General features: G+C 67.8%; 27 protein-coding genes and 1 pseudogene. 22 read left to right on the top strand and 6 right to left on the bottom strand.

Annotation, left to right across the window (positions count from 1 at the left end; genetic code table 11):
• The first annotated feature begins 40 nt into the window (after window positions 1-40).
• The 4 genes from I3K84_RS09350 to I3K84_RS09335 all read left to right on the top strand — a co-directional run bounded on the left by I3K84_RS09350 (window position 41) and on the right by I3K84_RS09335 (window position 4,230).
• Entirely contained in the window at window positions 41-1,519 is a 1,479-nt protein-coding gene (locus I3K84_RS09350) for a glutamate synthase subunit beta (protein WP_196995960.1), read from the top strand.
• Between the two features lie 316 nt (window positions 1,520-1,835).
• A complete protein-coding gene (locus tag I3K84_RS09345) occupies window positions 1,836-2,636 on the top strand; it encodes an amino acid ABC transporter substrate-binding protein (RefSeq protein ID WP_041835888.1) in 801 nt (266 codons plus the stop codon).
• 177 nt (window positions 2,637-2,813) lie between these two features.
• A complete protein-coding gene (locus I3K84_RS09340) occupies window positions 2,814-3,467 on the top strand; it encodes an amino acid ABC transporter permease (RefSeq protein ID WP_011804194.1) in 654 nt (217 codons plus the stop codon).
• Window positions 3,448-4,230: an amino acid ABC transporter ATP-binding protein gene (locus tag I3K84_RS09335; protein WP_011804195.1), complete on the top strand. Its 783-nt coding sequence runs from the start codon at window positions 3,448-3,450 to the stop codon at window positions 4,228-4,230. The genes I3K84_RS09340 and I3K84_RS09335 overlap by 20 nt, the downstream gene beginning before the upstream one ends.
• 191 nt (window positions 4,231-4,421) lie before the next feature.
• Here I3K84_RS09335 and speE read toward each other — a convergent pair whose 3' ends face one another.
• Complete coding sequence (gene speE / locus I3K84_RS09330) at window positions 4,422-5,384, bottom strand: polyamine aminopropyltransferase (protein ID WP_011804196.1); 963 nt, start codon at window positions 5,382-5,384, stop codon at window positions 4,422-4,424.
• Window positions 5,384-5,794 carry an adenosylmethionine decarboxylase gene (gene speD, locus I3K84_RS09325; RefSeq protein ID WP_103737813.1) on the bottom strand — a complete coding sequence of 137 codons (411 nt, stop codon included), beginning with the start codon at window positions 5,792-5,794 and terminating at the stop codon, window positions 5,384-5,386. Before speD ends, speE begins: the two co-directional genes overlap by 1 nt.
• A gap of 363 nt (window positions 5,795-6,157) precedes the next feature.
• Between speD and I3K84_RS09320 the strand changes: the two genes are divergently transcribed.
• From I3K84_RS09320 to hisA, 18 genes and pseudogenes are all read left to right on the top strand, one after another.
• Window positions 6,158-7,018 (top strand): ABC transporter ATP-binding protein, encoded by an 861-nt coding sequence (locus tag I3K84_RS09320; protein WP_196995959.1) that lies wholly within the window; start codon window positions 6,158-6,160, stop codon window positions 7,016-7,018.
• Window positions 7,015-7,797 carry a lipid asymmetry maintenance ABC transporter permease subunit MlaE gene (mlaE, locus tag I3K84_RS09315; protein ID WP_011804199.1) on the top strand — a complete coding sequence of 261 codons (783 nt, stop codon included), beginning with the start codon at window positions 7,015-7,017 and terminating at the stop codon, window positions 7,795-7,797. The genes I3K84_RS09320 and mlaE overlap by 4 nt, the downstream gene beginning before the upstream one ends.
• Before the next feature lie 34 nt (window positions 7,798-7,831).
• Window positions 7,832-8,317 (top strand): outer membrane lipid asymmetry maintenance protein MlaD, encoded by a 486-nt coding sequence (gene mlaD / locus I3K84_RS09310; RefSeq protein ID WP_011804200.1) that lies wholly within the window; start codon window positions 7,832-7,834, stop codon window positions 8,315-8,317.
• Window positions 8,314-9,066, top strand: coding sequence for a VacJ family lipoprotein (locus tag I3K84_RS09305; protein ID WP_011804201.1), 753 nt, complete (start codon window positions 8,314-8,316; stop codon window positions 9,064-9,066). Before mlaD ends, I3K84_RS09305 begins: the two co-directional genes overlap by 4 nt.
• Window positions 9,067-9,244: 178 nt before the next feature.
• The gene (locus I3K84_RS09300) at window positions 9,245-9,892 is read left to right on the top strand and encodes a phospholipid-binding protein MlaC (RefSeq protein ID WP_196995958.1); all 648 of its coding nucleotides are present in this window, start codon (window positions 9,245-9,247) and stop codon (window positions 9,890-9,892) included.
• 30 nt (window positions 9,893-9,922) lie between these two features.
• Window positions 9,923-10,192 (top strand): lipid asymmetry maintenance protein MlaB, encoded by a 270-nt coding sequence (locus tag I3K84_RS09295; protein ID WP_011804203.1) that lies wholly within the window; start codon window positions 9,923-9,925, stop codon window positions 10,190-10,192.
• 96 nt (window positions 10,193-10,288) lie between these two features.
• The gene (locus tag I3K84_RS09290) at window positions 10,289-11,206 is read left to right on the top strand and encodes an ABC transporter ATP-binding protein (protein WP_196995957.1); all 918 of its coding nucleotides are present in this window, start codon (window positions 10,289-10,291) and stop codon (window positions 11,204-11,206) included.
• Window positions 11,203-11,958, top strand: coding sequence for an ABC transporter permease (locus I3K84_RS09285; protein ID WP_012655715.1), 756 nt, complete (start codon window positions 11,203-11,205; stop codon window positions 11,956-11,958). Before I3K84_RS09290 ends, I3K84_RS09285 begins: the two co-directional genes overlap by 4 nt.
• A gap of 1 nt (window position 11,959) precedes the next feature.
• Window positions 11,960-12,208: a BolA family protein gene (locus I3K84_RS09280; protein WP_011804206.1), complete on the top strand. Its 249-nt coding sequence runs from the start codon at window positions 11,960-11,962 to the stop codon at window positions 12,206-12,208.
• Window positions 12,209-12,429: 221 nt separating this feature from the next.
• Window positions 12,430-13,752, top strand: a complete 1,323-nt coding sequence (murA, locus tag I3K84_RS09275; RefSeq protein ID WP_196995956.1) for a UDP-N-acetylglucosamine 1-carboxyvinyltransferase — start codon at window positions 12,430-12,432, stop codon at window positions 13,750-13,752.
• A complete protein-coding gene (gene hisG / locus I3K84_RS09270; protein ID WP_011804208.1) occupies window positions 13,749-14,399 on the top strand; it encodes an ATP phosphoribosyltransferase in 651 nt (216 codons plus the stop codon). Before murA ends, hisG begins: the two co-directional genes overlap by 4 nt.
• Before the next feature lie 164 nt (window positions 14,400-14,563).
• Complete coding sequence (gene hisD, locus I3K84_RS09265; RefSeq protein WP_196995955.1) at window positions 14,564-15,883, top strand: histidinol dehydrogenase; 1,320 nt, start codon at window positions 14,564-14,566, stop codon at window positions 15,881-15,883.
• Window positions 15,884-16,048: 165 nt separating this feature from the next.
• A pseudogene (locus tag I3K84_RS22535) lies at window positions 16,049-16,234 on the top strand (hypothetical protein); the annotation flags it as partial.
• Window positions 16,235-16,279: 45 nt separating this feature from the next.
• Window positions 16,280-16,750 (top strand): PIN domain-containing protein, encoded by a 471-nt coding sequence (locus tag I3K84_RS09260; RefSeq protein ID WP_231403472.1) that lies wholly within the window; start codon window positions 16,280-16,282, stop codon window positions 16,748-16,750.
• 38 nt (window positions 16,751-16,788) lie between these two features.
• Window positions 16,789-17,895 carry a histidinol-phosphate transaminase gene (gene hisC, locus I3K84_RS09255; RefSeq protein ID WP_196995954.1) on the top strand — a complete coding sequence of 369 codons (1,107 nt, stop codon included), beginning with the start codon at window positions 16,789-16,791 and terminating at the stop codon, window positions 17,893-17,895.
• Window positions 17,892-18,524, top strand: coding sequence for an imidazoleglycerol-phosphate dehydratase HisB (gene hisB / locus I3K84_RS09250; RefSeq protein WP_011804212.1), 633 nt, complete (start codon window positions 17,892-17,894; stop codon window positions 18,522-18,524). Before hisC ends, hisB begins: the two co-directional genes overlap by 4 nt.
• Window positions 18,525-18,574: 50 nt before the next feature.
• Window positions 18,575-19,243 carry an imidazole glycerol phosphate synthase subunit HisH gene (hisH, locus tag I3K84_RS09245; RefSeq protein ID WP_047349915.1) on the top strand — a complete coding sequence of 223 codons (669 nt, stop codon included), beginning with the start codon at window positions 18,575-18,577 and terminating at the stop codon, window positions 19,241-19,243.
• 58 nt (window positions 19,244-19,301) lie between these two features.
• Complete coding sequence (gene hisA, locus I3K84_RS09240; protein ID WP_196995953.1) at window positions 19,302-20,045, top strand: 1-(5-phosphoribosyl)-5-[(5-phosphoribosylamino)methylideneamino]imidazole-4-carboxamide isomerase; 744 nt, start codon at window positions 19,302-19,304, stop codon at window positions 20,043-20,045.
• 46 nt (window positions 20,046-20,091) lie between these two features.
• Here hisA and I3K84_RS09235 read toward each other — a convergent pair whose 3' ends face one another.
• From I3K84_RS09235 to I3K84_RS09220, 4 genes are read right to left on the bottom strand one after another with little or no spacing between them, the layout of a single operon-like run.
• The gene (locus I3K84_RS09235) at window positions 20,092-21,162 is read right to left on the bottom strand and encodes an HlyD family efflux transporter periplasmic adaptor subunit (protein ID WP_196995952.1); all 1,071 of its coding nucleotides are present in this window, start codon (window positions 21,160-21,162) and stop codon (window positions 20,092-20,094) included.
• Window positions 21,159-23,273, bottom strand: a complete 2,115-nt coding sequence (locus I3K84_RS09230) for a TolC family protein (protein WP_196995951.1) — start codon at window positions 23,271-23,273, stop codon at window positions 21,159-21,161. The genes I3K84_RS09235 and I3K84_RS09230 overlap by 4 nt, the downstream gene beginning before the upstream one ends.
• A 1-nt stretch (window position 23,274) precedes the next feature.
• Complete coding sequence (locus tag I3K84_RS09225) at window positions 23,275-24,600, bottom strand: glycosyltransferase (RefSeq protein ID WP_012655723.1); 1,326 nt, start codon at window positions 24,598-24,600, stop codon at window positions 23,275-23,277.
• A gap of 6 nt (window positions 24,601-24,606) precedes the next feature.
• Complete coding sequence (locus I3K84_RS09220) at window positions 24,607-26,001, bottom strand: diguanylate cyclase domain-containing protein (RefSeq protein WP_196995950.1); 1,395 nt, start codon at window positions 25,999-26,001, stop codon at window positions 24,607-24,609.
• Window positions 26,002-26,148: the final 147 nt, after the last annotated feature.

The following is a 26,148-nucleotide window of genomic DNA, read 5'->3' as shown; positions in this document are numbered from 1 at the left end:
CCCGCTGCGGCAGCATGCACAAAGACAGGACACCACGATCATGGGCAAGACCACAGGTTTCATGGAATACGAGCGCATCGAGGAGGGCTACAAGCCCGTTGGCGAGCGCCTCAAGCACTACAAGGAATTCGTCATCGGCCTTGATGACGCCCAGGCCAAGCTGCAGGGCGCCCGATGCATGGATTGCGGCACGCCGTTCTGCAACAACGGCTGCCCGGTGAACAACATCATCCCGGACTTCAACGACCTCGTTTACCACCAGGACTGGAAGAGCGCGATCGCGGTGCTGCACAGCACCAACAACTTCCCCGAGTTCACCGGCCGCATCTGCCCCGCACCCTGCGAGGCCGCCTGCACGCTGAACATCAACGACGACGCGGTGGGCATCAAGAGCATCGAGCACGCGATCATCGATCGCGCCTGGGAGCACGGCTGGGTGCAGCCTCTGCCGGCCAAGCACAAGACCGGCAAGAAGGTCGCCGTGGTGGGCTCCGGCCCCGCCGGTCTGGCCGCGTCGCAGCAGCTCGCCCGCGCGGGCCATGACGTGACCCTGTTCGAGAAGAACGACCGCGTGGGCGGCCTGCTGCGCTACGGCATTCCCGACTTCAAGCTGGAGAAGTGGCACATCGACCGCCGCGTGGAGCAACTGGTGGCCGAGGGCGTGACGATCCGTACCGGCGTCTTCATCGGCGCGGCCAAGGACGGTCTGGGCAAAGGCAGCAAGGTCACCAACTGGTCCAAGGAAACCATCACGCCCGAGCAGCTGCGCAAGGACTTCGACGCCGTGCTGCTGACGGGTGGCGCCGAGCAGTCGCGCGACCTGCCCGTGCCGGGGCGCGAACTGGACGGCATTCACTTCGCGATGGAGTTCCTGCCGCAGCAGAACAAGGTCAACGCGGGCGACAAGCTCAAGGGCCAGATCCGCGCGGACGGCAAGCACGTCATCGTCATCGGCGGCGGCGACACGGGCAGCGACTGTGTGGGCACCAGCAACCGCCATGGCGCGGCCAGCGTCACGCAGTTCGAGCTGATGCCCATGCCGCCAAGCCAAGAGAACAAGCCCCTGGTGTGGCCCTATTGGCCGTACAAGCTGCGTACCAGCTCCAGCCACGAGGAGGGCTGCGAGCGCGCGTTCGCCATCGCCACCAAGGAGTTCATCGGCGACGGCAAGAAGGTCACGGGCCTCAAAACCGTGCAGGTGGAGTTCAAGGATGGCAAGTTCATCGAGGTCCCCGGCACCGAGAAGGAATACCAGGCCGACCTGGTGCTGCTGGCCATGGGTTTCGTGAGCCCGGTGGCTGCCGTGCTGGACGCCTTCGGAGTGGACAAGGATGCGCGGGGCAATGCCCAGGCCACGACGGACTTCACCGGCGGCTATGCGACCAGCGCGCCCAAGGTGTTCGCCGCCGGCGACATGCGCCGCGGCCAGTCGCTGGTGGTCTGGGCCATCCGCGAAGGCCGCCAGGCCGCGCGTGCGGTGGATGAATTCCTGATGGGGGAAAGCAGTCTGCCGCGCTGAGGCGGGAATCCCTCGGTATCGGCCAATTACAGAAGGCGGTCGCAGCCGCAGTCTGCTTACCCGTCTACCCGCACAACGGCGCCCTGGGCGCCGTTGTGCTTATTTTTTGATAGCTGCTCGCGCTTGCTGGACGGGCGCTGCGGCAGTTGTTGGCATCAAATCCCCCGTTCCAGCGCTGCGAGTGGGCGCAGTCTCCGCATCGGTGGGACAATTCAGGGTTTGCCCGGTCATGGGCTTGCTGCGCGACCTTCCTGGTCGAGCGGCGTGCCCGGGCCGTTTGTTCGTTCCGACTGTTCTTTTCAAGAATCGCTACACCATGAAGAAGTTTGCCGCCGTTGCCCTGCTGACCCTGGGCGCCGTGCTGGTGGGTTGCTCCAAGCAGGAACCCGCCGCCCCCGCAGCCGCGCCTGCACCCGCCCCGGCCGCCGTCACGAAGATCGTCGTGGGCCTGGACGACAACTTCCCGCCCATGGGCTTCCGCGACGAGAAGAACGAGCTGGTGGGCTTTGACATCGACATGGCCAAGGAAGCCGCCAAGCGCCTGGGCGTGGAGGTGGAGTTCAAGCCCATCGACTGGAGCGCCAAGGAAGCCGAGCTGTCCGGCAAGCGCGTGGATGCGCTGTGGAACGGCCTGACCATCACCGAGGAGCGCAAGCAGAACATCCTGTTCACCGCGCCCTACATGGAGAACCACCAGATCATCGTGGTGCCCGCAGGCTCCGCCATCAAGGCCAAGGCCGATCTGGCCGGCAAGGTCGTCGGTGCGCAGGAAGGCTCCAGCGCCGTGGACGCCATCAAGAAGGAAGAGGCTGTCTTCAAGTCGTTCAAGGAACTCAAGACCTTCGGCGACAACGTGACCGCCCTGATGGATCTCACCACCGGCCGCCTGGAAGCCGTGGTGGTGGACGAAGTGGTGGGCCGCTACTACGTGGCCAAGAAGCCTGACCAGTACGCCGTGCTGGACGACAACTTCGGCACCGAAGAGTACGGCGTGGGCGTGCGCAAGGACGACACCGAACTGCACGGCAAGCTGGACAAGGCGCTGGCCGACATGAAGCAGGACGGCAGCGCCGCCAAGATTGCCGAGCAGTGGTTCGGCAAGAACATCATCAAGTAATAGCGAACAACCCCCTGTGTCGCTTCGCTCCTTCCCCCTTCTCTCGAATTGCTGCGCAATTCGGGAAGGGGGACGACGCCAGCGCGGCGGGGCGGCCCTTGCGCGGCGTCCGCTGGCCTGGGGCGCGCCAGTTTCGACGGTTGCGTGCTGTGCAAGGCACTGAATTCTCGTGACCCCATGGACTACCTACTCTCCCTCCTGGGGCCGCTGGCGCAGGGCGCCACCGTCACCCTGAAGCTGTTCTTCATCACGCTGGTGCTGGCCGTGCCGCTGGGCCTGGCGCTGGCGCTCATGCGGCTGTCGCGCTGGAAGGCCCTGTCGGGCGCGGTGAACGGCTACATCTGGCTCATGCGCGGCACGCCGCTCATGCTGCAGATGCTGTTCATCTACTTCGCGCTGCCCTTCGTGCCGGTGATCGGCGTGCGCCTGCCGGACTTCCCCGCGGCCGTGGCAGCCTTCGCGCTGAACTACGCGGCCTATTTCGCCGAGATCTTCCGCGCCGGCATCCAGTCGGTGGACCGTGGCCAGTACGAGGCCGCCAAGGTGCTGGGCATGAGCTATGGCCAGACCATGCGCCGCATCGTGCTGCCGCAGATGGTGCGCAGCATCCTGCCGCCCATGAGCAATGAGACCATCACCCTGGTCAAGGACACGTCCCTCATCTACGTGCTGGCCCTGAACGACCTGCTGCGCGCCGCGCGCGGCATCGTGCAGCGCGACTTCACGACCACGCCCTTCATCGTCGCCGCCGCCTTCTATCTCGTCATGACCCTGGTGCTCACCTGGGGCTTCCAGCGCCTGGAGAAACGCTATGCCAAGTTTGACCAGTGACGCCACGCAGATGATTGAGGCGCGCGACGTGCGCAAGGCCTTCGGCCATGTGCAGGTGTTGCGCGGCGTGTCGCTGTCGGTGCACCGTGGCGAGGTGGTGGCGGTGATCGGTCCCTCGGGCTCCGGCAAGAGCACCTTTCTGCGCTGCCTGAACCACCTGGAAACCATCGACAGCGGCCACATCGCCATCGAAGGCGAAACCCTGGCCACGACCGACGCGCAGGGGCGCTGCGCCTACGTGTCCGATGCCGAGGTGCGCCGCATCGGCGCCAAGACCGGCATGGTGTTCCAGCATTTCAACCTGTTCCCGCACCTCACGGTGCTGGAGAACCTGATCGAGGCGCCCATGGTGGTGCAGGGCCTGGCGCGCGACGCGGCCATCGCCCGCGCCGAGGCCCTGCTGGACAAGGTGGGCTTGGCGCAGAAGCGGGACAACTATCCCTCGCGCCTGTCGGGCGGCCAGAAGCAACGCGTGGCGATCGCGCGTGCGCTGTGCATGGAGCCCGACATCATGCTGTTCGACGAGCCCACCTCGGCGCTGGACCCCGAACTCACGGGCGAGGTGCTGCGCACCATGCGCGAGCTGGCCGAGGAGCGCATGACCATGCTGGTCGTCACGCACGAGATGGGTTTTGCGCGCGAGGTGGCGAATACCGTGGCCTTCATGGACCAGGGTGAACTCATCGCGGCGCGTCCGGCCGGGGAGTTCTTTGCCGATCCCGGGCATGAGCGGGCGCGGGCGTTCCTGCAGCACATGCTTTGAAGGTCTAGCGCCGAATTGGGCTCTAGCGGTTATGGGATAAGCGCTGGGAGCTATGCTTTTGGTAGCTAATGGGGTTCTGTGTCACTGGCGGGGACGGCCTCGGCCAGCGACATCCAACCCTGCGCAGGGGCTTAAAAAAGATAGCTGCCAGCGCTCGCCCAGCAAGCGCTAGGCGGCGATTGTGCTAGACATTACGCGGCAGCGGACACCACCACCTCCGGCAACTCTGCTGGGTCCCGCACTTCTTCCAGCACATCCCCGCTGTGCAGCGGCAGCGCAGGCCGATCCAGTAGCGCACGCACGAAGTTCGGCTGTGCCAGTAGCGCATGGTGCACGGCCCCGTTGTACAGCTGCAGATCGCCCAGGCCGCGCGCGGCGATGCGTGCGTCCACCTCGTCGGCGCTGAGCCGGGCGGGGTCGGTGCTGTCCGATGCCATGCCCATGCACCACAACGTGCCGTACAGCGGCACGTACTGCAGATAGGGGCGGAAGATGGGAAACACCGCGCGCACCGAGGCGGCGATGCGCCCCAGGCTCTCGGGCAGGTGCACGGGCGAGCCCAGGTGCAGCGAAAGCACGCCGCCCGGGTTCAGCGCGCGGCGGCAGGCGGCGTAGAACTCCACGGTGTACAGCTCCACGGCGGGGCCGAAGGGGTCGGTCAGGTCCAGGACGATCTGGTCGAAGCGCTCCTCGGTCTGGCCGATGAAGGCGCGCGCGTCGCCCAGGCGCACCTCCAGGCGCGGGTCGTCAAAGGCGCCACGGTGGATCTGGCCCAGCCAATCGCGGGCCATGGCAATCACCTCGCCATCCAGCTCGGCCAGCACCACCTGCTCGATGCCGGGCAGCTTCAGCAACTCCTCGGCGGCGCCGCCGTCCCCCCCGCCCACGACCAGCGCACGGCGCACGCCGGGGTGGGCGATGGCCGGCAGGTGCACCATCGGCTCGTGGTAGAAGAATTCGTCGCGCTCGCTGGTCATGAAGCAGCCGTCGATGCGCATCACGCGGCCGAACTGCGGGTTGTCGAAGACCTCGATGTGCTGCCAGGCCGACTGGCGTTCGGCCAGTAGGCGGCGGTCGCTGAGGTAAAAGCCGAAGTCGGCGTTCAGGCGCTCGGCCACGTAGCGCGTGGCCTGCGCGGTGGGGGCGCCGCTCATCAGGCGCGGTCGACGCGGTGCAGGTGCGGATCGGCCGGGTTGAAGGCGGCCTGCAGGTCGTCGAAGAGCTTCTGCGCCTTGGGGCGGTTGTTCTCGGTGTAGTTGCACACGTACACGTCCAGCGTGACGTAGCCCGCCTCGGGCCAGGTGTGGATGGACAGGTGCGACTCGGCCAACACCACCACGCCGGTGACGCCGCCGCCTTCGCCAAAGCTGTGGAACAGGCTGCCCACGGTGGTCAGCCCGGCGGCGGCCACGCGCTCCCTGCAGAACGATTCCAGGTGCGCGGCGTCCAACATCAGGCGGCTGTCGCAGAGACAGCCATACAGGTCGCCGATCAGGTGCAGGCCCGTGGCCTGGCGCTGGGGGACAGGAGCCGGGATGGGAACGACGGACTGGAGATTCTTCATTATCTGGAGCCTTTTCTCTTTCTGCGGGGGTGGCAGGAAACGGCGCCGCGGTCGGACGCCGTCCGCCGGGTACCGACCAGCACGCTGCCGGGAGGCAGACGCGCAACGGAAGAAAAGGGAATGTCGCAGGCACATTGCCGCGCCTTCGTTCCGTTGTGCGTCGATGACGCCCATGCAGCAACGCTGACAAGCAATCCGCCCGGAGGGTCGGGCGGGACATTTCTTAAGAACCGGCAAGTATAGCCAAACGTCATATGCAAACCACAGGTTTTAATGAGAGGCGCAGCCGAGCAGAGGGGTTTCCCCTATAATGTCGGGTTCGCCTCGCGCTCTGTCGTAGAGCTGGGCGTATCTGCATACACCATGTCCTCCCCACTTTCATCGCCGGGCGACGCCCTCGTGGAACTGCGCAACGTCACCTTCGGGTACGGCGAGCGGATGATCCTGCGCGACCTGTCGCTGGCCGTGCCGCGTGGCAAGGTCACGGCGCTGATGGGTGCTTCGGGCGGGGGCAAGACGACGGTGCTGCGCCTCATTGGCGGCCAGCAGCGCGCCCAGCAGGGCGAGGTGCTGGTGGGCGGCCAGGACGTAGGGCGCATGGATACCGCACAGTTGTATGCCGCGCGCCGACGCATGGGCATGCTGTTCCAATTCGGCGCATTGTTCACCGACATGAGCGTGTACGAGAACGTGGCCTTTCCGCTGCGCGAGCACACCGATCTGCCCGAGGACCTGATCCGCGACATCGTGCTCATGAAGCTGCATGCCGTGGGCTTGCGTGGCGCGCGGGACTTGATGCCCAGCCAGATCTCCGGCGGCATGGCGCGGCGGGTTGCCCTGGCACGGGCCATTGCCCTGGACCCCGAGCTCATCATGTACGACGAGCCGTTCGCCGGGCTTGACCCGATCTCGCTGGGTACTGCTGCGCAACTCATTCGCCAACTCAACGATGCCATGGGGCTGACCACCATCGTCGTCTCGCACGATCTGGAAGAGACCTTCCGCCTGGCGGACCACGTCATCATCCTGGGGCCCGGCACGGTGGCCGCCCAGGGCACGCCCGAAGAGGTGCGCGCCAGCACGGATCCGCTGGTGCACCAGTTCGTGCACGCGCTGCCTACCGGGCCGGTGCCGTTCCACTACCCCGGCCCCAGCGTGGCCGACGATTTCGGCCCCTTGCGCTCGCCCAGCGTGGACGCCCACGCCAGCGGAGGTACCCCATGAGCTGGTGGCGTCCCACGCACGTAGGCTACGCCGTGCGCACGAAGCTGGCCGATGTGGGCATGGGCGCGCGCCTGTTCGCGCGGCTGCTGGGGCTGTTCGGCGATGTGATGCGCCGCCCTGGCCTGGTGCGTGACCAGGTGCACTTCCTGGGCAACTATTCGCTGTCCATCATCGCCATGTCGGGCCTGTTTGTGGGCTTCGTGCTTGCGCTGCAGGGCTACAACGTGCTGCAGCTCTATGGCTCGGCCAACTCACTGGGCCTGGTGGTCACGTTGGGCCTGGTGCGCGAGCTGGGGCCGGTGGTCACGGCGTTGCTGTTTGCCGGACGCGCGGGCACGTCGCTCACGGCCGAGATCGGTTTGATGCGCGCCGGCGAACAGCTGTCGGCCATGGAAATGATGGCCGTGGACCCGGTGCGCCGCATCCTGGCGCCGCGCTTTTGGGGCGGCGTGATCGCCATGCCGCTGCTGGCACTGGTGTTCAACGCGGTGGGTGTGATCGGTGGCTGGCTGGTCGGCGTGGTGCTCATCGGCGTGGACGGCGGGGCGTTCTGGGGCCAGATGCAAAGCGGTGTCGACGTCTGGAAGGACGTGGGCAACGGCATCGTCAAGAGCCTCGCGTTCGGCGTGGCCGTCACCTTCATCGCGGTGCTGCAGGGCTTCGTGGCCAAGCCGACGCCGGAAGGCGTCTCGCGCGCCACCACGCGCACGGTGGTGATGGCGTCGCTGTCCGTGCTGGGGCTGGACTTCGTCCTCACCGCCTTGATGTTCAGTATCTGACGGCGACCATGCGTCTGTCTTGAGGAAATTCACCATGCAGCATTCCAAAAACGATTTCTGGGTGGGGCTGTTCGTCCTGCTGGGCGGCGCGGCGCTGGTCTTCCTGGCCCTGCAGTCGGCCAACCTGTTGAACCTGAACTTCCGCTCGGGCTATACCGTGACGGCGCGTTTCGACAACATCGGCGGGCTCAAGCCCAAGGCCGCGGTGCGCAGCGCCGGCGTGGTGGTGGGGCGCGTGCAGTCCATTGGCTTCGACGTCACGACCTACCAGGCGCGCGTGACACTGGAGCTGGAAAAGCGCTATGTGTTCCCCAAGGACAGTTCGCTCAAGATCCTGACCAGCGGCCTGTTGGGCGACCAGTACATCGGCATCGAGCCGGGTGCCGACGAGAACAACCTGGCCGAGGGCGACATGGTGACCGCCACCCAATCCGCGGTAGTGCTGGAAAACCTGATCGGCCAGTTCCTGTATGGCAAGGCCGAAGAAGGTGCTTCGTCCAATGGAGGTACCAAGAAATGACAAATCAACCTCGCTTCACGGGCTGGACTGCCCGCTGGGCGGCGCTGTTGCTCGGCGCGGCCCTCATGAGCGGCTGCGCCACGGGCCCCAACGCCAACCCCGCAGATCCGTTCGAACCCTTCAACCGCGGCGTGCATTCGTTCAACGACAGTGTGGACAAGGCGGTGCTCAAACCCGTCGCCACCGTTTACCGCGACGTGACGCCGCAGCCGGTGCGTACGGGCGTGAGCAACTTCTTTGGCAACCTGGGCGATGCCTGGTCGTTCGTCAACAACCTGCTGCAGTTCCGCGGGCTGGAGGCTTACGAGAGCCTCGTGCGCTTCACCACCAACACCTTCTTCGGGCTGGGCGGCGTACTGGACATTGCCAGCGAGGCAGGCATCGAGCGGCACAAGCAGGACTTTGGCCTGACGCTGGGCCGCTGGGGCGTGCCCACGGGGCCGTATCTCGTGCTGCCGCTGCTGGGGCCGTCCACCGTGCGCGACACGGCCGCTTTGCCGGTAGACAGTTGGGGCAACCCGCTGGGCCAGCTCGACCCGGTGGAGGTCCGCAATTCCCTGTACGGCCTGCGCCTTGTCGATAAGCGCGCTAGCTTGCTGCGCGCGGGCTCGGTGCTGGATACGGCGGCCCTGGACCCCTACAGCTTCACGCGCGACGTGTACCTCAAGGTGCGTAGTGGCGTGTCAGGCGCACGCGACGAGGGCGCCTATGAGGAAAACGGGGGCAAGCTGCCTGACGACGAGTACTGAAAACCCGCAAAGGCCGGCCTGACAAGCACTCGGGCCCCTGGCTGACAGGCGCGGTTGCAGTTGCTTGCATCCCTGCACGGGGGCGACGCATGTGCAGCGCGGGGCGCCCTCCACAATCTACCCAACGAAACCAGACATGGCAGCGCACGGCGTGGCGCTGCACGCAAGGAGCCTCACCATGATGAACCGCCGTACCCTGATCCATGCCGCCGCCGCGATGGCGGTGGCCACGTGGGTGGCCGTGCCCCAGGCCGCGCTGGCGGCCGACGAGGCGCCGGATGCCCTCGTCAAGCGCCTCTCGGTCGATGTGCTGGAGACGCTGCGCAAAGACAAATCCATCAAGGCCGGCGACGTGGACCGCATCATGGCACTGGTGGACAAGACCATCCTGCCCCACGTGAACTTCCGCCGCATGACGGCAGCGTCCGTCGGGCCGGGCTGGCGCAAGGCTACGCCGGAGCAGCAGGCGCGCCTGCAGGACGAGTTCAAGACACTGCTGGTGCGCACTTACGCGGGCGCGCTCAGCCAGGTCACGGACCAGAGCATCGTTGTGAAGCCGCTGCGCGCAGCCGCCGAAGACAAGGACGTGCTCGTGCGCACCGAAATCCGCGGCCGGGGCGACCCGATACAACTGGACTACCGCCTGGAGAAGACGCCGGGCGAGGGTGCGGGCTGGAAAATCTACAACCTCAACGTTATGGGTGTGTGGCTGGTGGAAACCTACCGCAGCCAGTTCGCGCAGGAGATCAACGCCAAGGGCGTGGATGGCCTGATCGACGCGCTGGTGGCGCGCAACAAGGCCAACGCCGCCTCCAGCGCCAAGTAACCAGAACAGAAAGAACCGAAAGGCCTGTGCATGCTGGTGCTGCCCGCTGAACTCACCCACCGCCACGCTGGCGCCACCCTGCGCATGCTGCTGCAAGGGCTCAAGGCCCAGGACGAATCGCTGGTGGTGGTGGATGCCGGTGCGCTGACGGCCTTCGACTCCTCCGCACTCGCGGTGCTGCTGGAGTGCCGCCGCGCAGCGGTGTTCGAGAACCGGGGTTTCGTGGTCAAGGCCCTGCCGCCGGCGCTGTCCAGCCTGGCGGGGCTGTACGGGGTGCAGGAACTGCTGCCCGCCCTGTAGCGGCGGCCTGGGGGCTGCCCACACCTGCGGGTTGCCTGCCGGCCAAACCCCTGCGGACACGCGCGCAAGAGCCCCCCTTTAGAATGCCGCTCTTCCATGCCCGCCGTCTCCTTCCAATCCATTTTCAAGAGCTTTTCCACTCCCCGAGGGCCTTTCCAGGCGCTGCAGGATGTCAGTCTGGACATCGAGGAGGGCGAGTTCTTCGGCCTGCTGGGCCCCAACGGCGCCGGCAAGACCACGCTGATCAGCATCCTCGCCGGGCTGGCGCGCGCCACCAGCGGCCGCGTCAACGTGCTGGGCCATGACGTGCAAACCCAGTTTGCCGACGCGCGCAGGCTGCTGGGCGTGGTGCCGCAGGAACTGGTGTTCGACCCGTTCTTCAACGTGCGCGAGACGTTGCGCATCCAGTCCGGCTACTTCGGTGTGAAGAACAACGACGCCTGGATCGATGAGCTGCTGGAAAACCTGGGGCTGGCCGACAAGGCCACGGCCAACATGCGCCAGCTCTCGGGCGGCATGAAGCGCCGCGTGCTCGTGGCCCAGGCGCTGGTGCACAAACCGCCCATCATCGTGCTGGACGAGCCTACGGCCGGTGTGGACGTGGAACTGCGCCAGACGCTGTGGCAGTTTGTGGCGCGCCTCAACAAGCAGGGCCACACGGTGCTGCTGACCACCCATTACCTTGAAGAGGCCGAGGCGCTGTGCACGCGGCTGGCCATGCTCAAGCGCGGGCGCGTCGTGGCCTTGGCGCGCACGTCCGAGCTGCTGCAGGCGGCCTCCACCAACGTCCTGCGGTTCAAGACCGACGATACGCTGCCGGCCGACCTGGCAGCGCTGGCGCGCGTGACCGGCCGCGTGGCCCAGTTGCCCGCGCAGGACGCGCAGGAGATCGAGCAGTTGCTGGCCCGGCTGCGCGCCGCCGGCGTGCGCGTGGAGGATGTGGAGATCCGCAAGGCCGACCTGGAGGATGTGTTCCTCAACGTCATGGCGGCCGAGCAGGAGGAGCACGCATGATCGGCTGGCAGACCCTGTTCTACAAGGAAGTGCTGCGCTTTTGGAAGGTGGGCTTCCAGACCGTGGCGGCGCCGGTGCTCACGGCGGTGCTGTACCTGCTGATCTTCGGCCATGTGCTCGAAGACCATGTCAAGGTCTATGACCGGCTGAGCTACACCGCCTTCCTGGTGCCCGGCCTGGTGATGATGAGCGTGCTGCAGAACGCCTTTGCCAACAGCTCGTCCAGCCTGATCCAGAGCAAGATCATGGGCAGTCTGGTGTTCGTGCTGCTCACGCCGCTGTCGCACCGTGCCTGGTTCGCGGCCTACGTGGGCTCGTCCATGGTGCGCGGCCTGGTGGTGGGCCTGGGTGTGTTCATCGTCACGCTGGCGTTCGCCACGCCGCAGTTCGCCGCGCCGCTGTGGATTCTTGCGTTCGCACTGCTGGGCGCGGCGCTGCTGGCCACGCTGGGGGTCATCGCGGGACTGTGGGCCGACAAGTTCGACCAGATGGCGGCATTCCAGAACTTCATCATCGTGCCCATGACCTTCCTGTCGGGCGTGTTCTATTCGGTGCAATCGCTGCCGCCGTTCTGGCAGGGCGCAAGCCACCTGAACCCGTTCTTCTACATGATCGACGGCTTCCGCTACGGCTTCTTCGGCGTGAGCGACGTCTCCCCCTGGCTCAGCCTGGGCGTCGTCGGCCTGGCATGGGCGCTGGTCAGCTTGTTGGCGCTGCACCTGCTGCGCACGGGCTACAAAATCAGGAACTGACATGACTGCAGACCAACTCAAGGACATCATCAGCGCGGGCATGGCCTGCGACCACATCACGCTGGAGGGCGACGGCCGCCACTGGTACGCCACCATCGTGTCGTCCGAGTTCGAGGGCAAGCGCTCCATCCAGCGCCACCAGCGTGTCTACGCCACACTGGGCGCACGCATGCAGTCGGACGAGGTGCATGCGTTGTCCATGAAGACCTTCACCCCCGCCGAGTGGGCGCAGGCCCAGGCGGGCGACTGATACGGCCCCGTCCTTCGCAAGATGGCCGTGCGGCCGGGACCGTGCCCCGGCGCGGGGGCGGCATGGGCGTCATGCCCCGGTCCTTGGCGGTGGATGGGCGCATACACCGTCGCGCGGCGTTCCCCCAAAGAAGTCGCGCACTATTCTTTTAATAGCTGCTACCGCTTGATGGATAAGCGCTGGAGCCATTTTTGGCACTGAATGCAGCAACCGGCAAACCCATGGACAAACTCCTGATTCGCGGTGGCCGCCCCCTGGTGGGCGAGGTGCCGATTTCCGGCGCCAAGAACGCCGCGCTGCCCGAGCTGTGCGCCGCGCTGCTCACGGCCGACCCGGTCACCCTGCACAATGTGCCGCGCCTGCAGGACGTAGCCACCATGCTGCGGCTCATCCGGAACATGGGCGTGCAGGTGGACCGCATCGCCAACCCCGACTGCTCCGTGGCCGATGCGGCCGGCATAGTGCGCCTGGACGCGGGCGGCCTGTCCACGCCCGAGGCGCCCTACGATCTGGTCAAGACCATGCGCGCCTCGGTACTGGCGCTGGGGCCGCTGATGGCGCGTTTCGGCGAGGCCACGGTGTCGCTGCCGGGCGGCTGCGCCATCGGATCGCGTCCGGTGGACCAGCACATCAAGGGGCTGCAGGCCATGGGCGCGCAGATCGTGGTCGAGCACGGCTACATGATCGCCAGGCTGCCGCAGGGGTGCACGCGACTCAAGGGGGCGCGCATCACCACCGACATGGTCACGGTGACCGGCACCGAGAATCTGCTCATGGCCGCCACGCTGGCTGAGGGGGAGACCGTGCTGGAGAACGCCGCGCAGGAACCCGAGGTGGCGGACCTGGCCGAGATGCTCATCAAGATGGGCGCGCGTATCCAGGGCCATGGCACCAGCCGCATTCGCATCCAGGGTGTCGAGCGGCTGCACGGCTGCGAGCACGCCGTCGTGGCCGACCGCATCGAGGCCGGCACCTTCCTGTGCGCCGTGGCCGCCACGGGCGGCGATGCGCTGCTGCGCCACGGGCGTGCCGACCACCTGGACGCCGTGATCGACAAACTGCGCGACGCGGGCGTGCAGGTGGCACCGGAAGAGGGTGGCATCCGCGTGCGCAGCCCTGGCGCGGCGCAGCTCAAGGCGCAGGGCTTTCGCACCACTGAGTACCCGGGCTTTCCCACCGACATGCAGGCGCAGTTCATGGCGCTGAACGTGGTGGCCCAGGGCACCGCCACGGTGGCCGAGACGATCTTCGAGAACCGTTTCATGCACGTCAACGAACTGCTGCGCCTTGGCGCGAAAATCCAGACCACGGATGGCCGCGTAGCGGTGATCGAGGGGCTGGGCGGCGCGGCGCCTGCGGGCGCGCGGCTATCGGGCGCCACCGTCATGGCCACCGACCTGCGCGCCTCGGCCAGCCTGGTGATCGCAGGGCTGGTGGCCGACGGGGAAACGCTGGTGGACCGCATCTACCATCTGGACCGCGGCTACGACTGCATGGAAGCCAAACTGCGCGGCCTGGGGGCCGACATCGAGAGAATTCAATGACGCAGCAGATCACACTCGCCCTGTCCAAGGGCCGCATCTTCGAAGAAACCCTGCCTCTGCTGGCCGCTGCCGGCATCGAGGTGCTGGAAGACCCGGAGAAGTCGCGCAAGCTCATCCTGCCCACCAGCCGCCCCGAGGTGCGCGTGGTGCTGGTGCGTGCCACCGACGTGCCGACCTACGTGCAATACGGCGGCGCCGATCTGGGTGTGGCCGGCAAGGACTCGCTCATCGAGCACGGCGGCCAGGGGCTGTTCCGCCCGCTGGATCTGAAGATTGCCAAGTGCCGCGTGAGCGTGGCCGTGCGCGCCGATTTCGACTACCGCGAGGCCGTCACCCAGGGCTCGCGCCTGAAGGTGGCCACCAAATACACCAGCATCGCGCGCGATTTCTTCGCCAGCAAGGGCGTGCACGTGGACCTCATCAAGCTCTACGGCAGCATGGAACTGGCGCCGCTCACCGGCCTGGCCGATGCCATCGTGGACTTGGTCTCCACTGGCAACACGCTCAAGGCCAACAACCTGGTGGAGGTCGAGCAGATCATGGACATCAGTTCGCACCTGGTGGTGAACCAGGCCGCGCTGAAGCTGAAGCAGGCGCCGCTGCGCCGCATCATCGACGCATTCGCCTCCGCCGTGCCGCAGGGCTGAGGGGTGCGCAGGGCTGCGTCTGCGCCGCTTTGGTTCCGCGTCCATCGCCCGGCGTTGCAACCGCGCGCCGTAGCCCGCGTTATGGTGAGAACATCGTGGCCGGGCACCCCTCGGCTACCGCAACGGCGCGCCGATTCCTTTCGTACATTCTGAGTAGGTCCACTATGCAATTCGTAGCTGCTCCCGTCCGCCTGTCCACCGCTGACGACACTTTCGAGGTGGAGTTTTCCGCACGCCTGCACTGGTCGGCGGACACGGATGCGGCCATCGAGCAGCGCGTGGCGGGCATCCTGGCCGACGTGCGCGAGCGCGGCGACGCCGCAGTGCTGGAGTACACGCAGCGCTTCGATGGCCTGCATGCGCAGGGCTTGCCGTCGCTGGAGCTCAAGGCCAGCGAACTGCAAGCCGCCTTCGACGGCCTGCCCGCGGCGCAGCGCGACGCGCTGACGGCCGCCGCTGCCCGCGTGCGCCGCTACCACGAGGCGCAGAAAAAGGCCAATGGCGAAAGCTGGAGCTACCGCGACGACGACGGCACCCTGCTGGGCCAGAAAGTCACGCCGCTGGACCGCGTGGGCATCTACGTGCCGGGCGGCAAGGCCGCGTACCCGAGCAGCGTGCTCATGAACGCCATTCCCGCGCACGTGGCGGGCGTGCAGGACATCATCATGGTCGTGCCCACGCCCCAGGGCACCAAAAACCCGCTGGTGCTGGCCGCGGCGCATGTGGCGGGCGTCACGCGCGCCTTCACCATCGGCGGCGCGCAGGCCGTGGCGGCGCTGGCCTATGGCACGCAGACTATTCCCAAGGTGGACAAGATCACCGGCCCCGGCAACGCCTACGTGGCCAGCGCCAAGAAGCATGTGTTCGGCGCCGTGGGCATCGACATGATCGCCGGCCCCAGCGAGATTCTGGTGCTGGCCGACGGCAGCACGCCGGCGGAATGGGTGGCGATGGATCTCTTCTCGCAGGCCGAGCACGACGAGCTGGCGCAGTCCATCCTGCTGTGCCCCGATGCGGCCTACATCGACCAGGTCCAGTCCGCCATCGACCGCCTGCTGCCCCAGATGCCGCGCGCCGAGATCATCGCCAAGAGCCTCACCGGGCGCGGCGCGCTCATCCACACGCGCAGCATGGAAGAGGCGTGTGAGATCAGCAACCGTATCGCTCCCGAGCACCTGGAGGTGAGCAGCCGCGAGCCGCACCGCTGGGAGCCGCTGCTGCGCCACGCGGGCGCGATCTTCCTGGGCGCCTACACCAGCGAATCGCTGGGCGACTATTGCGCCGGGCCCAACCACGTGCTGCCCACCAGCGGCACGGCACGCTTTTCGTCGCCGCTGGGCGTGTACGACTTTCAAAAGCGCAGCAGCATCATCGAGGTGAGCGAGCAGGGCGCGCAGAGCCTGGGCCGCATCGCCAGCGTGCTGGCGCATGGCGAGGGGCTGCAGGGGCATGCACGGGCGGCGGAGATGCGGCTCAAGTCCTGACCACTCCGACAGCCTGTACGCCTACCAAGCCACCTTGCGAGGTGGCTTTGTCTTTTCAAAAATGAGAGCGCTTGGCGCTGAATGAACAAGCCTTAGAAGCGAAAAACACATAAAACTGGATGTACACGAATTTCGTGTGACACGAAATTCGTGTACGATGAACGCATGAAGAACGTCACCATCACCGTGGACGATCCGGTGCTCGAATGGGCCCGGATCGAGGCGGCGCGGCGCGGCACCAGCGTGTCGCGCATGGTGGGGGACTTTCTAGGCGAAATGCAGCGCCGCGAGGATGCCTACGAGCGTGCCTACCTCGCCTGGCGCACGGACGAGCGCACCTGGCGCGCGGGCGCCGCGGCGCGGCGTATCCACGGCTTCGAGCGCAGTCCTGCCCACGTGGGTGAGGCGCCGCAGCCGCTGCAGCGCAGCCTGGCGCAACCCGTGTTTGTGGACACGGCCGTGCTGGTCGCCGCCGAGGACGGCGCCGATGCCGCCCTGCAAGCCCCGGTGCTGGCCTGTCTGGACTTGCTGTGGCGCGAGCGCCTGGGGCGTGTCAGCAGCCAGGTGCTGGCCGAGTTCTACGACACCGTGACGCGCGCCGCCAGCGCGCCCATGCCGCACGGCGATGCACGCGCGGCCATCCGCCGCTACCACAGCTGGACGCCCTGGCAGATCGATGCTGCCACGCTGGAGACCGCCTGGGCGCTGGAGGCGCGGCACCAACTGGCCTGGGGCGACTGCCTGGCGCTGGCCGCCGCGCAGCACAGCGGCTGCGCGAGTCTGTTGTCGCTGAGTCTGCCGCAGGGCGCGCAGTATGGCGGTGTGGAGGTGCTGCACCCGCTGCATTGCGCGTTGGCTGTCCCTTGATGTGGCGGCGCCGCCCGATCGAATGGAGTGAAGAACGCATGACAACCCCCTCTGCCGAACTGCCCGCGCTGGCGCGCATCCGCGACGACGTGCGCGCCATGCAGGCCTACGTCGTGGCCGATGCGACCGGCTACCTGAAGATGGACGCGATGGAGAACCCCTTCGGCCTGCCGCCCGCGCTGCAGGCCGCGCTGGGGCAGCGCCTGGGGCAACTCGCGCTCAACCGCTACCCCGGTACGCGCCAGAACGACCTGAAGGCTGCGCTGGCAGCCTACGCCGGGGCGCCGGCAGGCTCGGCCGTGCTGCTGGGCAATGGTTCCGACGAGCTCATTTCCCTCGTGGCGCTGGCCTGCGCGCGTGCGCAGGCGACCGTGCTGGCGCCCGTGCCGGGCTTCGTGATGTATGCGATGAGCGCGCAGCTGCAGGGCTTGGGCTTCGTGGGCGTGCCGTTGACGGCGGACTTCGAGCTGGACGAGGCCGCGATGCTGGCCGCGATCGCCCAGCACCGGCCGGCCATCACCTTCCTGGCCTATCCCAACAACCCCACGGCCACGCTGTGGGACGAGGCCGTGGTGCAGCACATCATCGACGCCGCCGGTGCGCAGGGCGGCATCGTGGTCATGGACGAGGCCTACCAGCCCTTTGCCAGCCGCAGCTGGATCGAGCGCATGCGCGCGCAGCCAGAGCGCAACGGCCATGTGCTGCTGATGCGCACGCTCTCCAAGTTCGGCCTGGCCGGCGTGCGCCTGGGCTACATGATCGGCCCCGCCGCGCTGGTGGCCGAGGTCGACAAGGTGCGCCCGCCCTACAACGTGAGTGTGCTGAACACCGAGGCCGCCCTGTTCGCGCTGGAACATGCCGACGTGTTCGCCGCCCAGGCCGACGAGCTGCGTGCCGCGCGCACCGAGCTGCTGGCCGCGCTGCGCGCCATGCCCGGCATTGAGCGCGTGTGGGACAGCCAGGCCAACATGGTGCTGGTGCGTGTGCCCGATGCCGCCCGCGCCTATGAGGGCATGAAGGCCCGCAAGGTGCTCGTCAAGAACGTTTCTACAATGCATCCATTGCTGGCAGGCTGCCTGCGTCTGACGGTGGGCAGCAGTGCCGACAACGCCCAGATGCTCACAGCGCTCCAGGCATCCCTATGACTTCCTCCGCACTCGTTCCTTCTTCCGCAGAACTCTGCCCCGACCGCACGGCCGAGGTCAGCCGCACGACGGCCGAGACGCGCATCACCGTGCGCGTGAATCTCGACGGCACCGGCGCGGCCAGCCTGCACACCGGCATCGGCTTCTTCGACCACATGCTCGACCAGATCGCGCGCCATGGGCTGATCGACCTGCAGATCGACTGCGACGGCGACCTGCACATCGACGGCCACCACACGGTGGAAGATGTGGGCATCACGCTGGGCCAGGCTTTCGCGCGGGCCGTGGGCGACAAGAAGGGCATCCGCCGCTACGGCCATGCCTACGTGCCGCTCGATGAAGCCCTGTCACGGGTGGTGGTGGATTTCTCGGGCCGCCCGGGGCTGCACCTGCACATTCCGTTCACCGCCGGGAGCATTGGCGGTTTCGACACGCAGCTCACCTACGAATTCTTCCAGGGCTTCGTGAACCATGCGGGCGTGACGCTGCACATCGACAACCTGAAGGGCATCAACGCCCACCACCAGTGCGAGACGGTGTTCAAGGCCTTCGCGCGCGCGCTGCGCGCCGCGCTGGAGCGCGACCCGCGCGCCGCAGGCGTGATCCCGTCCACCAAGGGTTCCCTGTAAAATTCAAGCCAAATTGGCCTGTAACGCTTATCCATCAAGCGCAAGCAGCTATGAATAGTGAAGCAAAAACCGTCGCGGTCGTGGACTACGGCATGGGCAACCTGCGCTCCGTCTCGCAGGCCGTGCAGGTCGCGGCGCAGGGCAGCGGTTTCCGGGTAATGGTCACCGCGCACCCCGATGAGGTGCGCGCGGCCGACCGTGTGGTGTTGCCCGGCCAGGGCGCCATGCCGGACTGCATGCGCGAGTTGCGGGAGTCGGGTCTGCTCGAATCCGTGCTGGAGGCTGCCGCGTCCAAGCCGCTGTTTGGCGTATGTGTGGGCATGCAGATGCTGCTGGACCACAGCGCCGAGGGCGACACCCCCGGGCTGGGCCTGATCCCGGGCGAGGTGCTCAAGTTCGACCTGACCGGGCGCACCCAGCCCGACGGCAGCCGCTACAAGGTCCCCCAGATGGGCTGGAACCGCGTGCGCCAGGCACGCCACGGCGGCGTGGCGCACCCGGTATGGGCGGGCGTGCCCGACGACAGCTACTTCTACTTTGTGCACAGCTTCTACGCGCGCCCGGCCAACCCGCTGCACTGCGCCGGCGAGGCTGACTACGGCGGCCCCTTTGCTGCGGCCATCGCACGCGATAATATTTTTGCTACCCAGTTCCACCCGGAGAAAAGCGCCGAGCACGGCCTGGCGCTGTACCGCAACTTCTTGCACTGGAAGCCCTGATTCTTCAACCCGGCAGGGCCGGGCCTTGTGCGGCTCGCCCCATTCCCCGCTCACCATCATGCTGCTCATCCCCGCCATCGACCTCAAGGACGGCCACTGCGTACGCCTCAAGCAAGGTGACATGGACCAATCGACCACCTTTGGCGAAGATCCCGCCGCCATGGCCCGCAAGTGGGCGGATGCGGGCGCGCGCCGCCTGCACCTGGTGGACCTGAACGGCGCGTTTGCCGGCCAGCCCAAGAACAAGGCGGCCATCAAGGCCATCCTGGCCGAGGTGGGCGCCGACATTCCGGTGCAGCTGGGCGGCGGCATCCGCGACCTGGACACCATCGAGCGCTACATCGACGCCGGGCTGCGGTACGTCATCATCGGCACGGCCGCGGTGAAGAACCCCGGCTTTCTCAAGGATGCGTGCAGCGCGTTCGGCGGCCACATCATCGTGGGCCTGGACGCCAAGGACGGCAAGGTGGCCACCGACGGCTGGAGCAAGCTCACCGGCCACGAGGTGGTCGATCTGGCGCGCAAGTTCCAGGACTGGGGCGTGGAATCCATCATCTACACCGACATCGGCCGCGACGGCATGCTCTCGGGCATCAATATCGAGGCTACGGTGAAGCTGGCCCAGGCCCTCACCATCCCCGTGATCGCCTCGGGCGGCCTGGCCGGCATCGCGGACATCGAGAAGCTCTGCGAAGTCGAAAGCGAAGGCGTGGAAGGCGTCATCTGCGGGCGCGCGATCTATTCCGGCGACCTGGATTTCACAGCCGCGCAGCATCGCGCCGACGAGCTGAGCCTGGCCTGAGACCGGGCGGCCCCGGTGCTTTCACCCGGCGGCGTATGCGGCCGGGTCAGAACCAGCGGCTGGCCACCCAGTCGAAACGCACATCCAGCGGCAATTGGTGGATGTGGTAGGGCGCGGGCAACGGCTCCAGCGCCTGGAGTTTCACCACGATGGACGGCGTGCGCGGGGTCAGCGGCGACACGCGGTCGGCCGGCGGGCTTTGCGCCTCCATCATGAGCCCCACCACTTTCGCGCGCACCTTGCCCCCGTCCATGAAATGCAGCGTGGCCATGCGGCCGACTTGCGCGTAGCGCGCCTTGTCGGGCGGCAGGTAGGCATGCACCAGCGGTTCCCCGCGCCGCTGCAGTACGGCGACCTCCGTGCCCTGGGCTACCCAGTCCCCCGGGCGCACCAGGGCCTGCACCGCGGTGGCGGCAAAGGGCGCAAGGGCGGTGCCGGGCTGCGCGGGCGCAGCTTCTTCCGCGGGGGCCGATGGCGTTGCAGGCGCCGCCGGGGCCGGCACGATAGTTGGCGCGCGCGCCACCAGCATGCGCTGCTCGCGCACATCGGCGCGGGCGCGGCTGAGGTCCGCCTCGGCCTGCAGGACCTGAAAGCGCAGGTTGTCCACTTCCTGGCGTGTGGCGGCCCCCTGCTCGCGCAAGCCCTGCATGGTCTGCAGCCTCTCCTGCTGGATCGCCAGCCGGCGGCTGGCCAGGCGCTCGGCCTCGGTCAGCAGCGCCAGCCTGGCGGTGTGGGCCTGCGCCTGGGCGGGTTCCTGCGCATGCGGCGTGGGGCTTGGCGTGGCGGCAGGCGGTGCGGGGGTGTCCGTCGGCGTGCGCTCCAGCGCCATCACGGGCTGGCCGGGTTCCAGCGGTGCGCCGGGCGCCGCCACGAATGCCACGCGGCCGGCGGCCGGTGCGCGCAGGGTGGCCTGCTCCAGCACGACCTGGGCCGGCGTACTCTCCCACCAGTAGGCGATGCCGAAGCGGACCAGCAGGTAGGCGGGGGCCACCAGCACCATGGCGAGCAGCAAATACCAGTGCCAGCGCGGCACGCGGCGCTTGGCGGCTGCATAGCGCACTTCCAGGCCGTTGGTTTCCTGCGCCGAGGTGGGCGGCGCGTCAAAATTGATCTTCAAGGCCGAGCCTCCCTATAGTCTTCCCACGACTGCACCACGACGCCCCCAAAGCCCGGCAGGCCGGCCAATTGGTGTGCCAGCGCATCCCAGCGCTGCAGGGACCGGGCCTTGCCCAACGCGAAGCTGCTCTCTTGCGCCGGCAGCGCGGATTCGATGCTTTGCGCGACCGCGATGCGCAACCCCGCTGGCGCTGCTGACAACAACGGCCGGGCGAGGGTGGCGGTGCGCTCGGGGTTGTTCACGTAGAGCATCGCCACCACTTCGCTGACCCCGGCTGCGTGTACGCGTGCGGCAAAACCGGGTTGCTGCAGTTCACGGTAGTGTGTCGTCAGGGCCAGGGGCCAGGGAGCCGCGGCGCGCACCGCCTGCAGCGTGTCGATGAGGTGGCGGCTCCAGTCGCGCTGCTGGGCGGCGGGGAGCTGGCTGCGCTCCAGGTCCAGGTGCAGCGCGTCGGCGGGCAGGTCGCGCAAGGACTCCACCAGGGCCAGCAGTCGCGCGCGCTCGTGGGGCAACACCCAGGTGGGCTCACCCAGCAGCAGTTCGAGCGTCAACTGTCGTGCCTGCGCCTGCGCGCGCAGGGCCATCCACTGCGCCCGGCCGTCGGGCCGTGCCAGGGCCTGCAACTGCGCCGCCGTGAACGACAGCAGCAGGCGGCGGCTGCGAGGGGGCAGTTCGTCCAGTTGCGCGGGCTGGTCCAGCAGGGCTTGCCCCTGCCACACATACCAGCCCAGGCCGGTCTCGCCGGGCGCCGCCTTGGCGGAGGCCGGTGCCGTGCCCCCGGCCAGCGCGGCGACCGTCGCTGCCCAGGGATCGGGTGCCGCGGGGGCGTCGTGCCAGGCCAGCGTGCATCCATCGCCCAGGGCCAGCACGTCCAGGGCGGCCAGGTCGCGCCGCTCGGCGCCGTCCACCACCTGCACGGCGGCCTGGTACAGCGCATAGCGCGTGGTGAGCAGCTTGGAATAGCCGTCGCCGTCGAAGGCGTTCAGGCGCAACTGCGCGATCCGAAGCGCCTCGGCCGCGGCCTGCTGGCGGTGCCGGTGGCCTGCCATTTCCTTGTCGCGCAGCCGATAGGCGGCCAGGGCCTGCTGGGCCGCGGCCTCCAGTTCGCTGCGGCGCAAGGCCAGCAGCGCCTGGGCGCGGTCGATCTCGCCCTGCGCCTGGGCCAGGGCCGCGTCGCGCTGGCTGCGCCACTGCAGCGGCAGAGAGAAGTCCACGCCCACGCGCGTGCTGTGGCCCGTGGGGCCGCCGATGTCACGGCTGAACGACTGCGCCAGCGAGACACTGGCTTGCACCCCTTCCAGGCGCGCATGCTGCTGGCGCTGCAGGGCTGCGTCCACTTCCTGTTGTGCCAGCGTGACGGCAGGGGATCGGTCCTGTGCCGCTGCGCTGGGGGCCAGGCAGGTCTGGGGCCAGGCGGGTTCCTGCGTCTGCACCGCTGCGGCGGGCTGTCCCGTCAGGCGCTCGATCTCGGCGCGGGCCAGATCCCGCGCGGCACTCTGGCTGTCATGCGTCGCCTGCACGATGTTGAACAGGCCGCCGAGGTCCAGCCGGTCGGCCTCCAGCAGCACGCCAGCGGCGTGGCGGCTCGCCAATTGCTCCTGCGCCTCGGCGCGCACCCGCAGGAAGGCGTCCGCCAGGCGGATGCGCTCCACACTGCGCAGGTGGCGCACATAGGCGCGGCGCACGGCAAGCACGGCCTCGTTTTCCATCTGCAGGCGGCGCAGTCGGCTTTGCTCCACGGCATGCTGGGCATCGTCCACCGTGCGTTGCTGCGCCGCGCGCGTGCCCAGCAGGGGCCAGCGCACCCCCAGGTGCATCTGGGTGCGCTGGTAGTCGCGGCTGAGGGTATCGGTCACCGCCTCGCGCGCGTTGTCCACGCCCGCGCCGCCAAACAGCTGGGCACCACTGCCCGCCTGCAGGGCGGCGCTGCGCTGCTCGGCCACGGTAACGTCCGCCTGCGCCAGCCGGGCCGATGGGGCGAAGGCGCGGGCGCGGTCCTCCAGCTGCGTGAGGGAGACCGGCGGGCTGGCGTGGGCCGCGGCGCCCTGCGGGCCCGCGCAGATGCAGGCCAGCAGAGCGATCAGGGTGTGACGGGGGCTGCGCTGGAACATGTCAGAACTTGGTCTTGCGCAGCACCCACCAGGGCGCCATGGACGAGTCCAGGTGGGACTTCATGAACATCTCGGCCATGATGGAGAACGAGCAGTGGATGCGGTTGACGAAGGCAAAGAGGGGAAACAGCGGCAGGAAGCCCAGGTACCACACGTCGTCCCGCGGTCGTTCGGACACGGCCACGACGTACAGCAGGAAGTAAAACAGCAGCGCGGCCAGGTAGGCGAGGTAGATGAAGGCCAGCACGCCCATCACCACCCCCAAGGGCATGGTGAAGAGCATGGTGCCGGTGTACGCCACGATCAGGAACGGCAGCACGAGTTGCATCAGCAGGCCGTTCACGATGACGAACAGGAAGTTGCGCCAGCCCAGCAGGCGCGGGCGCAGGTTGAAGCGGAACTTGCGGATGAAGATGTAGAACATGTCTCCATCCCAGCGCAGGCGCTGGCGAAAGAAGACACGCCAGGTGTCCGGGGCGTCCGTGTGCCCGACGGCGTGCGGGTCGAACACGATGCGCAGGTCCGGGTGCCGGCCGAAGTACTGCTTGATGCGCATCGTCATGTCCAGGTCTTCGGCGGTGCCGGCGTCCCACCCGCCCAGGTTGCGCAGGAACCGGGTGCGGAAGACGCCGAACGCGCCGGAGATGTTGTTGACGATGTTGAACTCCGACAGTCCGGTCTTGCCCGCTCCGATGGAGAGCATGTATTCCAGTGCCTGCAGCCGCGTGACCAGCGAGCGCTTGGCGTTGCGCACGCGCAGGTTACCCGCCACGCCCACGACGCCTGGGTCATCGAAGTGGCGCGTGGCGTTGCGCACCATGTCGTTATCGAAAGAGGTGTCGCCGTCCAGTGCCATCACCACCTCGCCCGTGGCAATGGACAGGCCCGCGTTCAGCGACGACACGCGTCCCCCGCGCTGCCACTTGGGCAGCACCACCAGGCTGCGGCGCTGGGTGCCTGCCAGCAGCGACTGCGCGCGCCGCGCGGCGCGCAGCGTGGGGCCGTTTTGCAGCGCGCCGTCGATCACGGCGATGATCTCGATGAAGCCGGGGTACAGCTGTTGCGCCAGCGACCCGATGGTCTTGCCCACGTCCTCCCCCTCGGAATAGCAGGTGATGACGCACGACACGCGCGGATAGGCTTCGCGCTGGCGCAGCGGGCGGTGCTCACGCAATCCGTACTTCACCATGCCTGCGGTGACCAGCAGGAAGAAGGGCGCCTCCAGGAACACGACGAACGGAAAGAACTTGAGCGCCAGCTCCACCCAGTTCTGCTGGCTGGAGCTGGCGAACAGCGTCGCGAAGGCAAAGACGGCGGTGTCCCACATGCGGCGTCAGGCCTGGTCGAGCAGCCGTTCCATCAGCGCCGCTGCGCTGTCTCCGGCACGCAGGTCCTGCGGCATCTGAAGATGGCGGATGCGCGCCTGCAGCGCCGATGGGGCAGCCGCCACCGTCTGGTCGGACAGCGCGCGCTGCAGTCGCGCGGACAGGCCTGCGGGGTCGGAGAACGGCAGGAACAGCCAGAGCTTGTCCTCCTGCGTGCGGGTGGTGATGTCTGACGTGCGCAGCAATTCGTGCAGGCGGCGCGCGAACTCGTCCAGCAGCAGGAAGACGCGCGCGGCCCCCAGCTCCTCGATGAGTTCCGTGGCGTTGGTGAACTCGATCAGCATGAGCCCGAACCGCATCTCCGGATGGCGCGTGGTCACGGCCAGTGCCCAGTCGAGCATGCGCCGGAAATGGGGCGCCTCAACGTAGTTGGCGGTGTCGAGCGCCGCAAACGACTCCTGGATCTGCCCTGCGCGCAGCGCGGTGCGGCCGTGTGCGCCCAGGCGCAGGCTGGCGACTTCGCGTACATCCAGGGCACTGGGCGCGCAGCTGGTGCGGCAGGCCAGGCAGCGTGCCTGCGTCGTGGTCTCCACGAACACGTGATGGCAGCTGCCGCAGGCGTACTGCGTCAGCGGGCGGTCATAGTCCACACCAATGTGGCGCAGCGCCGCGCTGCACTGGGGGCAGGAGAGACCGCCGTCGTGGTGGAAGTCGCTCTCGGGCGCCACATGCCCGCAGGAGAAGCAGTGCAGCGAGGCTTCCTTGCGGATCTGCAGGCTGGAGCAGTGCGGGCAGACATCGATGTAGTGGATGTGAGCGCTGCCGCAGGTGCGGCAGTGGCGCGTGCGGTCCACCAGCTGGGCGGGCTCCAAGAGCTTGCGGCGCACCAGGGTCGCGAGGCAGGCACCGGGATCCTCGCCCCGCTGCGCCAGGGCGTCCACCACGGGATAGTGGTAGAGCATGGGGTGCGTGAGCGTGCACTGCGGCGCCAGCTCCATCGCGTCGCGCACGTACAGGAAGTACAGCACGCGCTCTTCCAGGCGCATGTCCGTCAGGGCCAGGCGCAGGCTGCGGCGTACGGCCAGGCTGCGCTCCGCGCGGGCCACCGCGTCGGCATAGGGTGCGGCGGTGTCGGCCAGCACGGAGGCCTTGCCCTCGCCGGGGGCCACCACGGCCAGGCGGTCCCACCAGGGGCTGCGGCGCAACTGGAGAATCAGATCGTCCGCGGCGGGAGCATCCCACTCCTCCAGGTAAAAGCCGAGGGGCTGCACGGACGACCGCGTGAAGGCGTCCCAGGAATCGAAGACCTGGGCCTGGGGCTGTGCCGGAACCGGTTGTCCCGAGGGCCGCAGCACGACCATGGATTCGGCGGGGGGCGTGGCGGAAGAGGGCGATACAGTCATTCGGAACGGAACGCACCGCGCGCCGTCGGCACAGGCGGTTGATCAGCAAAAAGAGGGTGGATAGCGGCCAATAACCCACGCCCATCCGCGCGCGCCCGCCCTGCGGGAAGAGCGCCGGCGGCCATGTGGGGCGCAAGCCAAGTTTAC

The organism is Diaphorobacter sp. JS3051 (assembly GCF_015832135.1).
In the GTDB taxonomy this organism is placed as follows: Bacteria; Pseudomonadota; Gammaproteobacteria; order Burkholderiales; family Burkholderiaceae_C; genus Diaphorobacter; species Diaphorobacter nitroreducens.
This window is presented reverse-complemented; position numbering and strand designations above follow the sequence as displayed.

Bases quoted from the DNA above. Each gene is read 5' to 3' on its own strand.
- I3K84_RS09350 (WP_196995960.1), top strand. From the start codon at position 41: ATGGGCAAGACCACAGGTTTCATGGAATACGAGCGCATCGAGGAGGGC.
- I3K84_RS09345 (WP_041835888.1), top strand. From the start codon at position 1,836: ATGAAGAAGTTTGCCGCCGTTGCCCTGCTGACCCTGGGCGCCGTGCTG.
- I3K84_RS09340 (WP_011804194.1), top strand. From the start codon at position 2,814: ATGGACTACCTACTCTCCCTCCTGGGGCCGCTGGCGCAGGGCGCCACC.
- I3K84_RS09335 (WP_011804195.1), top strand. From the start codon at position 3,448: ATGCCAAGTTTGACCAGTGACGCCACGCAGATGATTGAGGCGCGCGAC.
- speE (WP_011804196.1), bottom strand. From the start codon at position 5,384: ATGAGCGGCGCCCCCACCGCGCAGGCCACGCGCTACGTGGCCGAGCGC.
- speD (WP_103737813.1), bottom strand. From the start codon at position 5,794: ATGAAGAATCTCCAGTCCGTCGTTCCCATCCCGGCTCCTGTCCCCCAG.
- I3K84_RS09320 (WP_196995959.1), top strand. From the start codon at position 6,158: ATGTCCTCCCCACTTTCATCGCCGGGCGACGCCCTCGTGGAACTGCGC.
- mlaE (WP_011804199.1), top strand. From the start codon at position 7,015: ATGAGCTGGTGGCGTCCCACGCACGTAGGCTACGCCGTGCGCACGAAG.
- mlaD (WP_011804200.1), top strand. From the start codon at position 7,832: ATGCAGCATTCCAAAAACGATTTCTGGGTGGGGCTGTTCGTCCTGCTG.
- I3K84_RS09305 (WP_011804201.1), top strand. From the start codon at position 8,314: ATGACAAATCAACCTCGCTTCACGGGCTGGACTGCCCGCTGGGCGGCG.
- I3K84_RS09300 (WP_196995958.1), top strand. From the start codon at position 9,245: ATGATGAACCGCCGTACCCTGATCCATGCCGCCGCCGCGATGGCGGTG.
- I3K84_RS09295 (WP_011804203.1), top strand. From the start codon at position 9,923: ATGCTGGTGCTGCCCGCTGAACTCACCCACCGCCACGCTGGCGCCACC.
- I3K84_RS09290 (WP_196995957.1), top strand. From the start codon at position 10,289: ATGCCCGCCGTCTCCTTCCAATCCATTTTCAAGAGCTTTTCCACTCCC.
- I3K84_RS09285 (WP_012655715.1), top strand. From the start codon at position 11,203: ATGATCGGCTGGCAGACCCTGTTCTACAAGGAAGTGCTGCGCTTTTGG.
- I3K84_RS09280 (WP_011804206.1), top strand. From the start codon at position 11,960: ATGACTGCAGACCAACTCAAGGACATCATCAGCGCGGGCATGGCCTGC.
- murA (WP_196995956.1), top strand. From the start codon at position 12,430: ATGGACAAACTCCTGATTCGCGGTGGCCGCCCCCTGGTGGGCGAGGTG.
- hisG (WP_011804208.1), top strand. From the start codon at position 13,749: ATGACGCAGCAGATCACACTCGCCCTGTCCAAGGGCCGCATCTTCGAA.
- hisD (WP_196995955.1), top strand. From the start codon at position 14,564: ATGCAATTCGTAGCTGCTCCCGTCCGCCTGTCCACCGCTGACGACACT.
- hisC (WP_196995954.1), top strand. From the start codon at position 16,789: ATGACAACCCCCTCTGCCGAACTGCCCGCGCTGGCGCGCATCCGCGAC.
- hisB (WP_011804212.1), top strand. From the start codon at position 17,892: ATGACTTCCTCCGCACTCGTTCCTTCTTCCGCAGAACTCTGCCCCGAC.
- hisH (WP_047349915.1), top strand. From the start codon at position 18,575: ATGAATAGTGAAGCAAAAACCGTCGCGGTCGTGGACTACGGCATGGGC.
- hisA (WP_196995953.1), top strand. From the start codon at position 19,302: ATGCTGCTCATCCCCGCCATCGACCTCAAGGACGGCCACTGCGTACGC.
- I3K84_RS09230 (WP_196995951.1), bottom strand. From the start codon at position 23,273: ATGTTCCAGCGCAGCCCCCGTCACACCCTGATCGCTCTGCTGGCCTGC.
- I3K84_RS09225 (WP_012655723.1), bottom strand. From the start codon at position 24,600: ATGTGGGACACCGCCGTCTTTGCCTTCGCGACGCTGTTCGCCAGCTCC.
- I3K84_RS09220 (WP_196995950.1), bottom strand. From the start codon at position 26,001: ATGACTGTATCGCCCTCTTCCGCCACGCCCCCCGCCGAATCCATGGTC.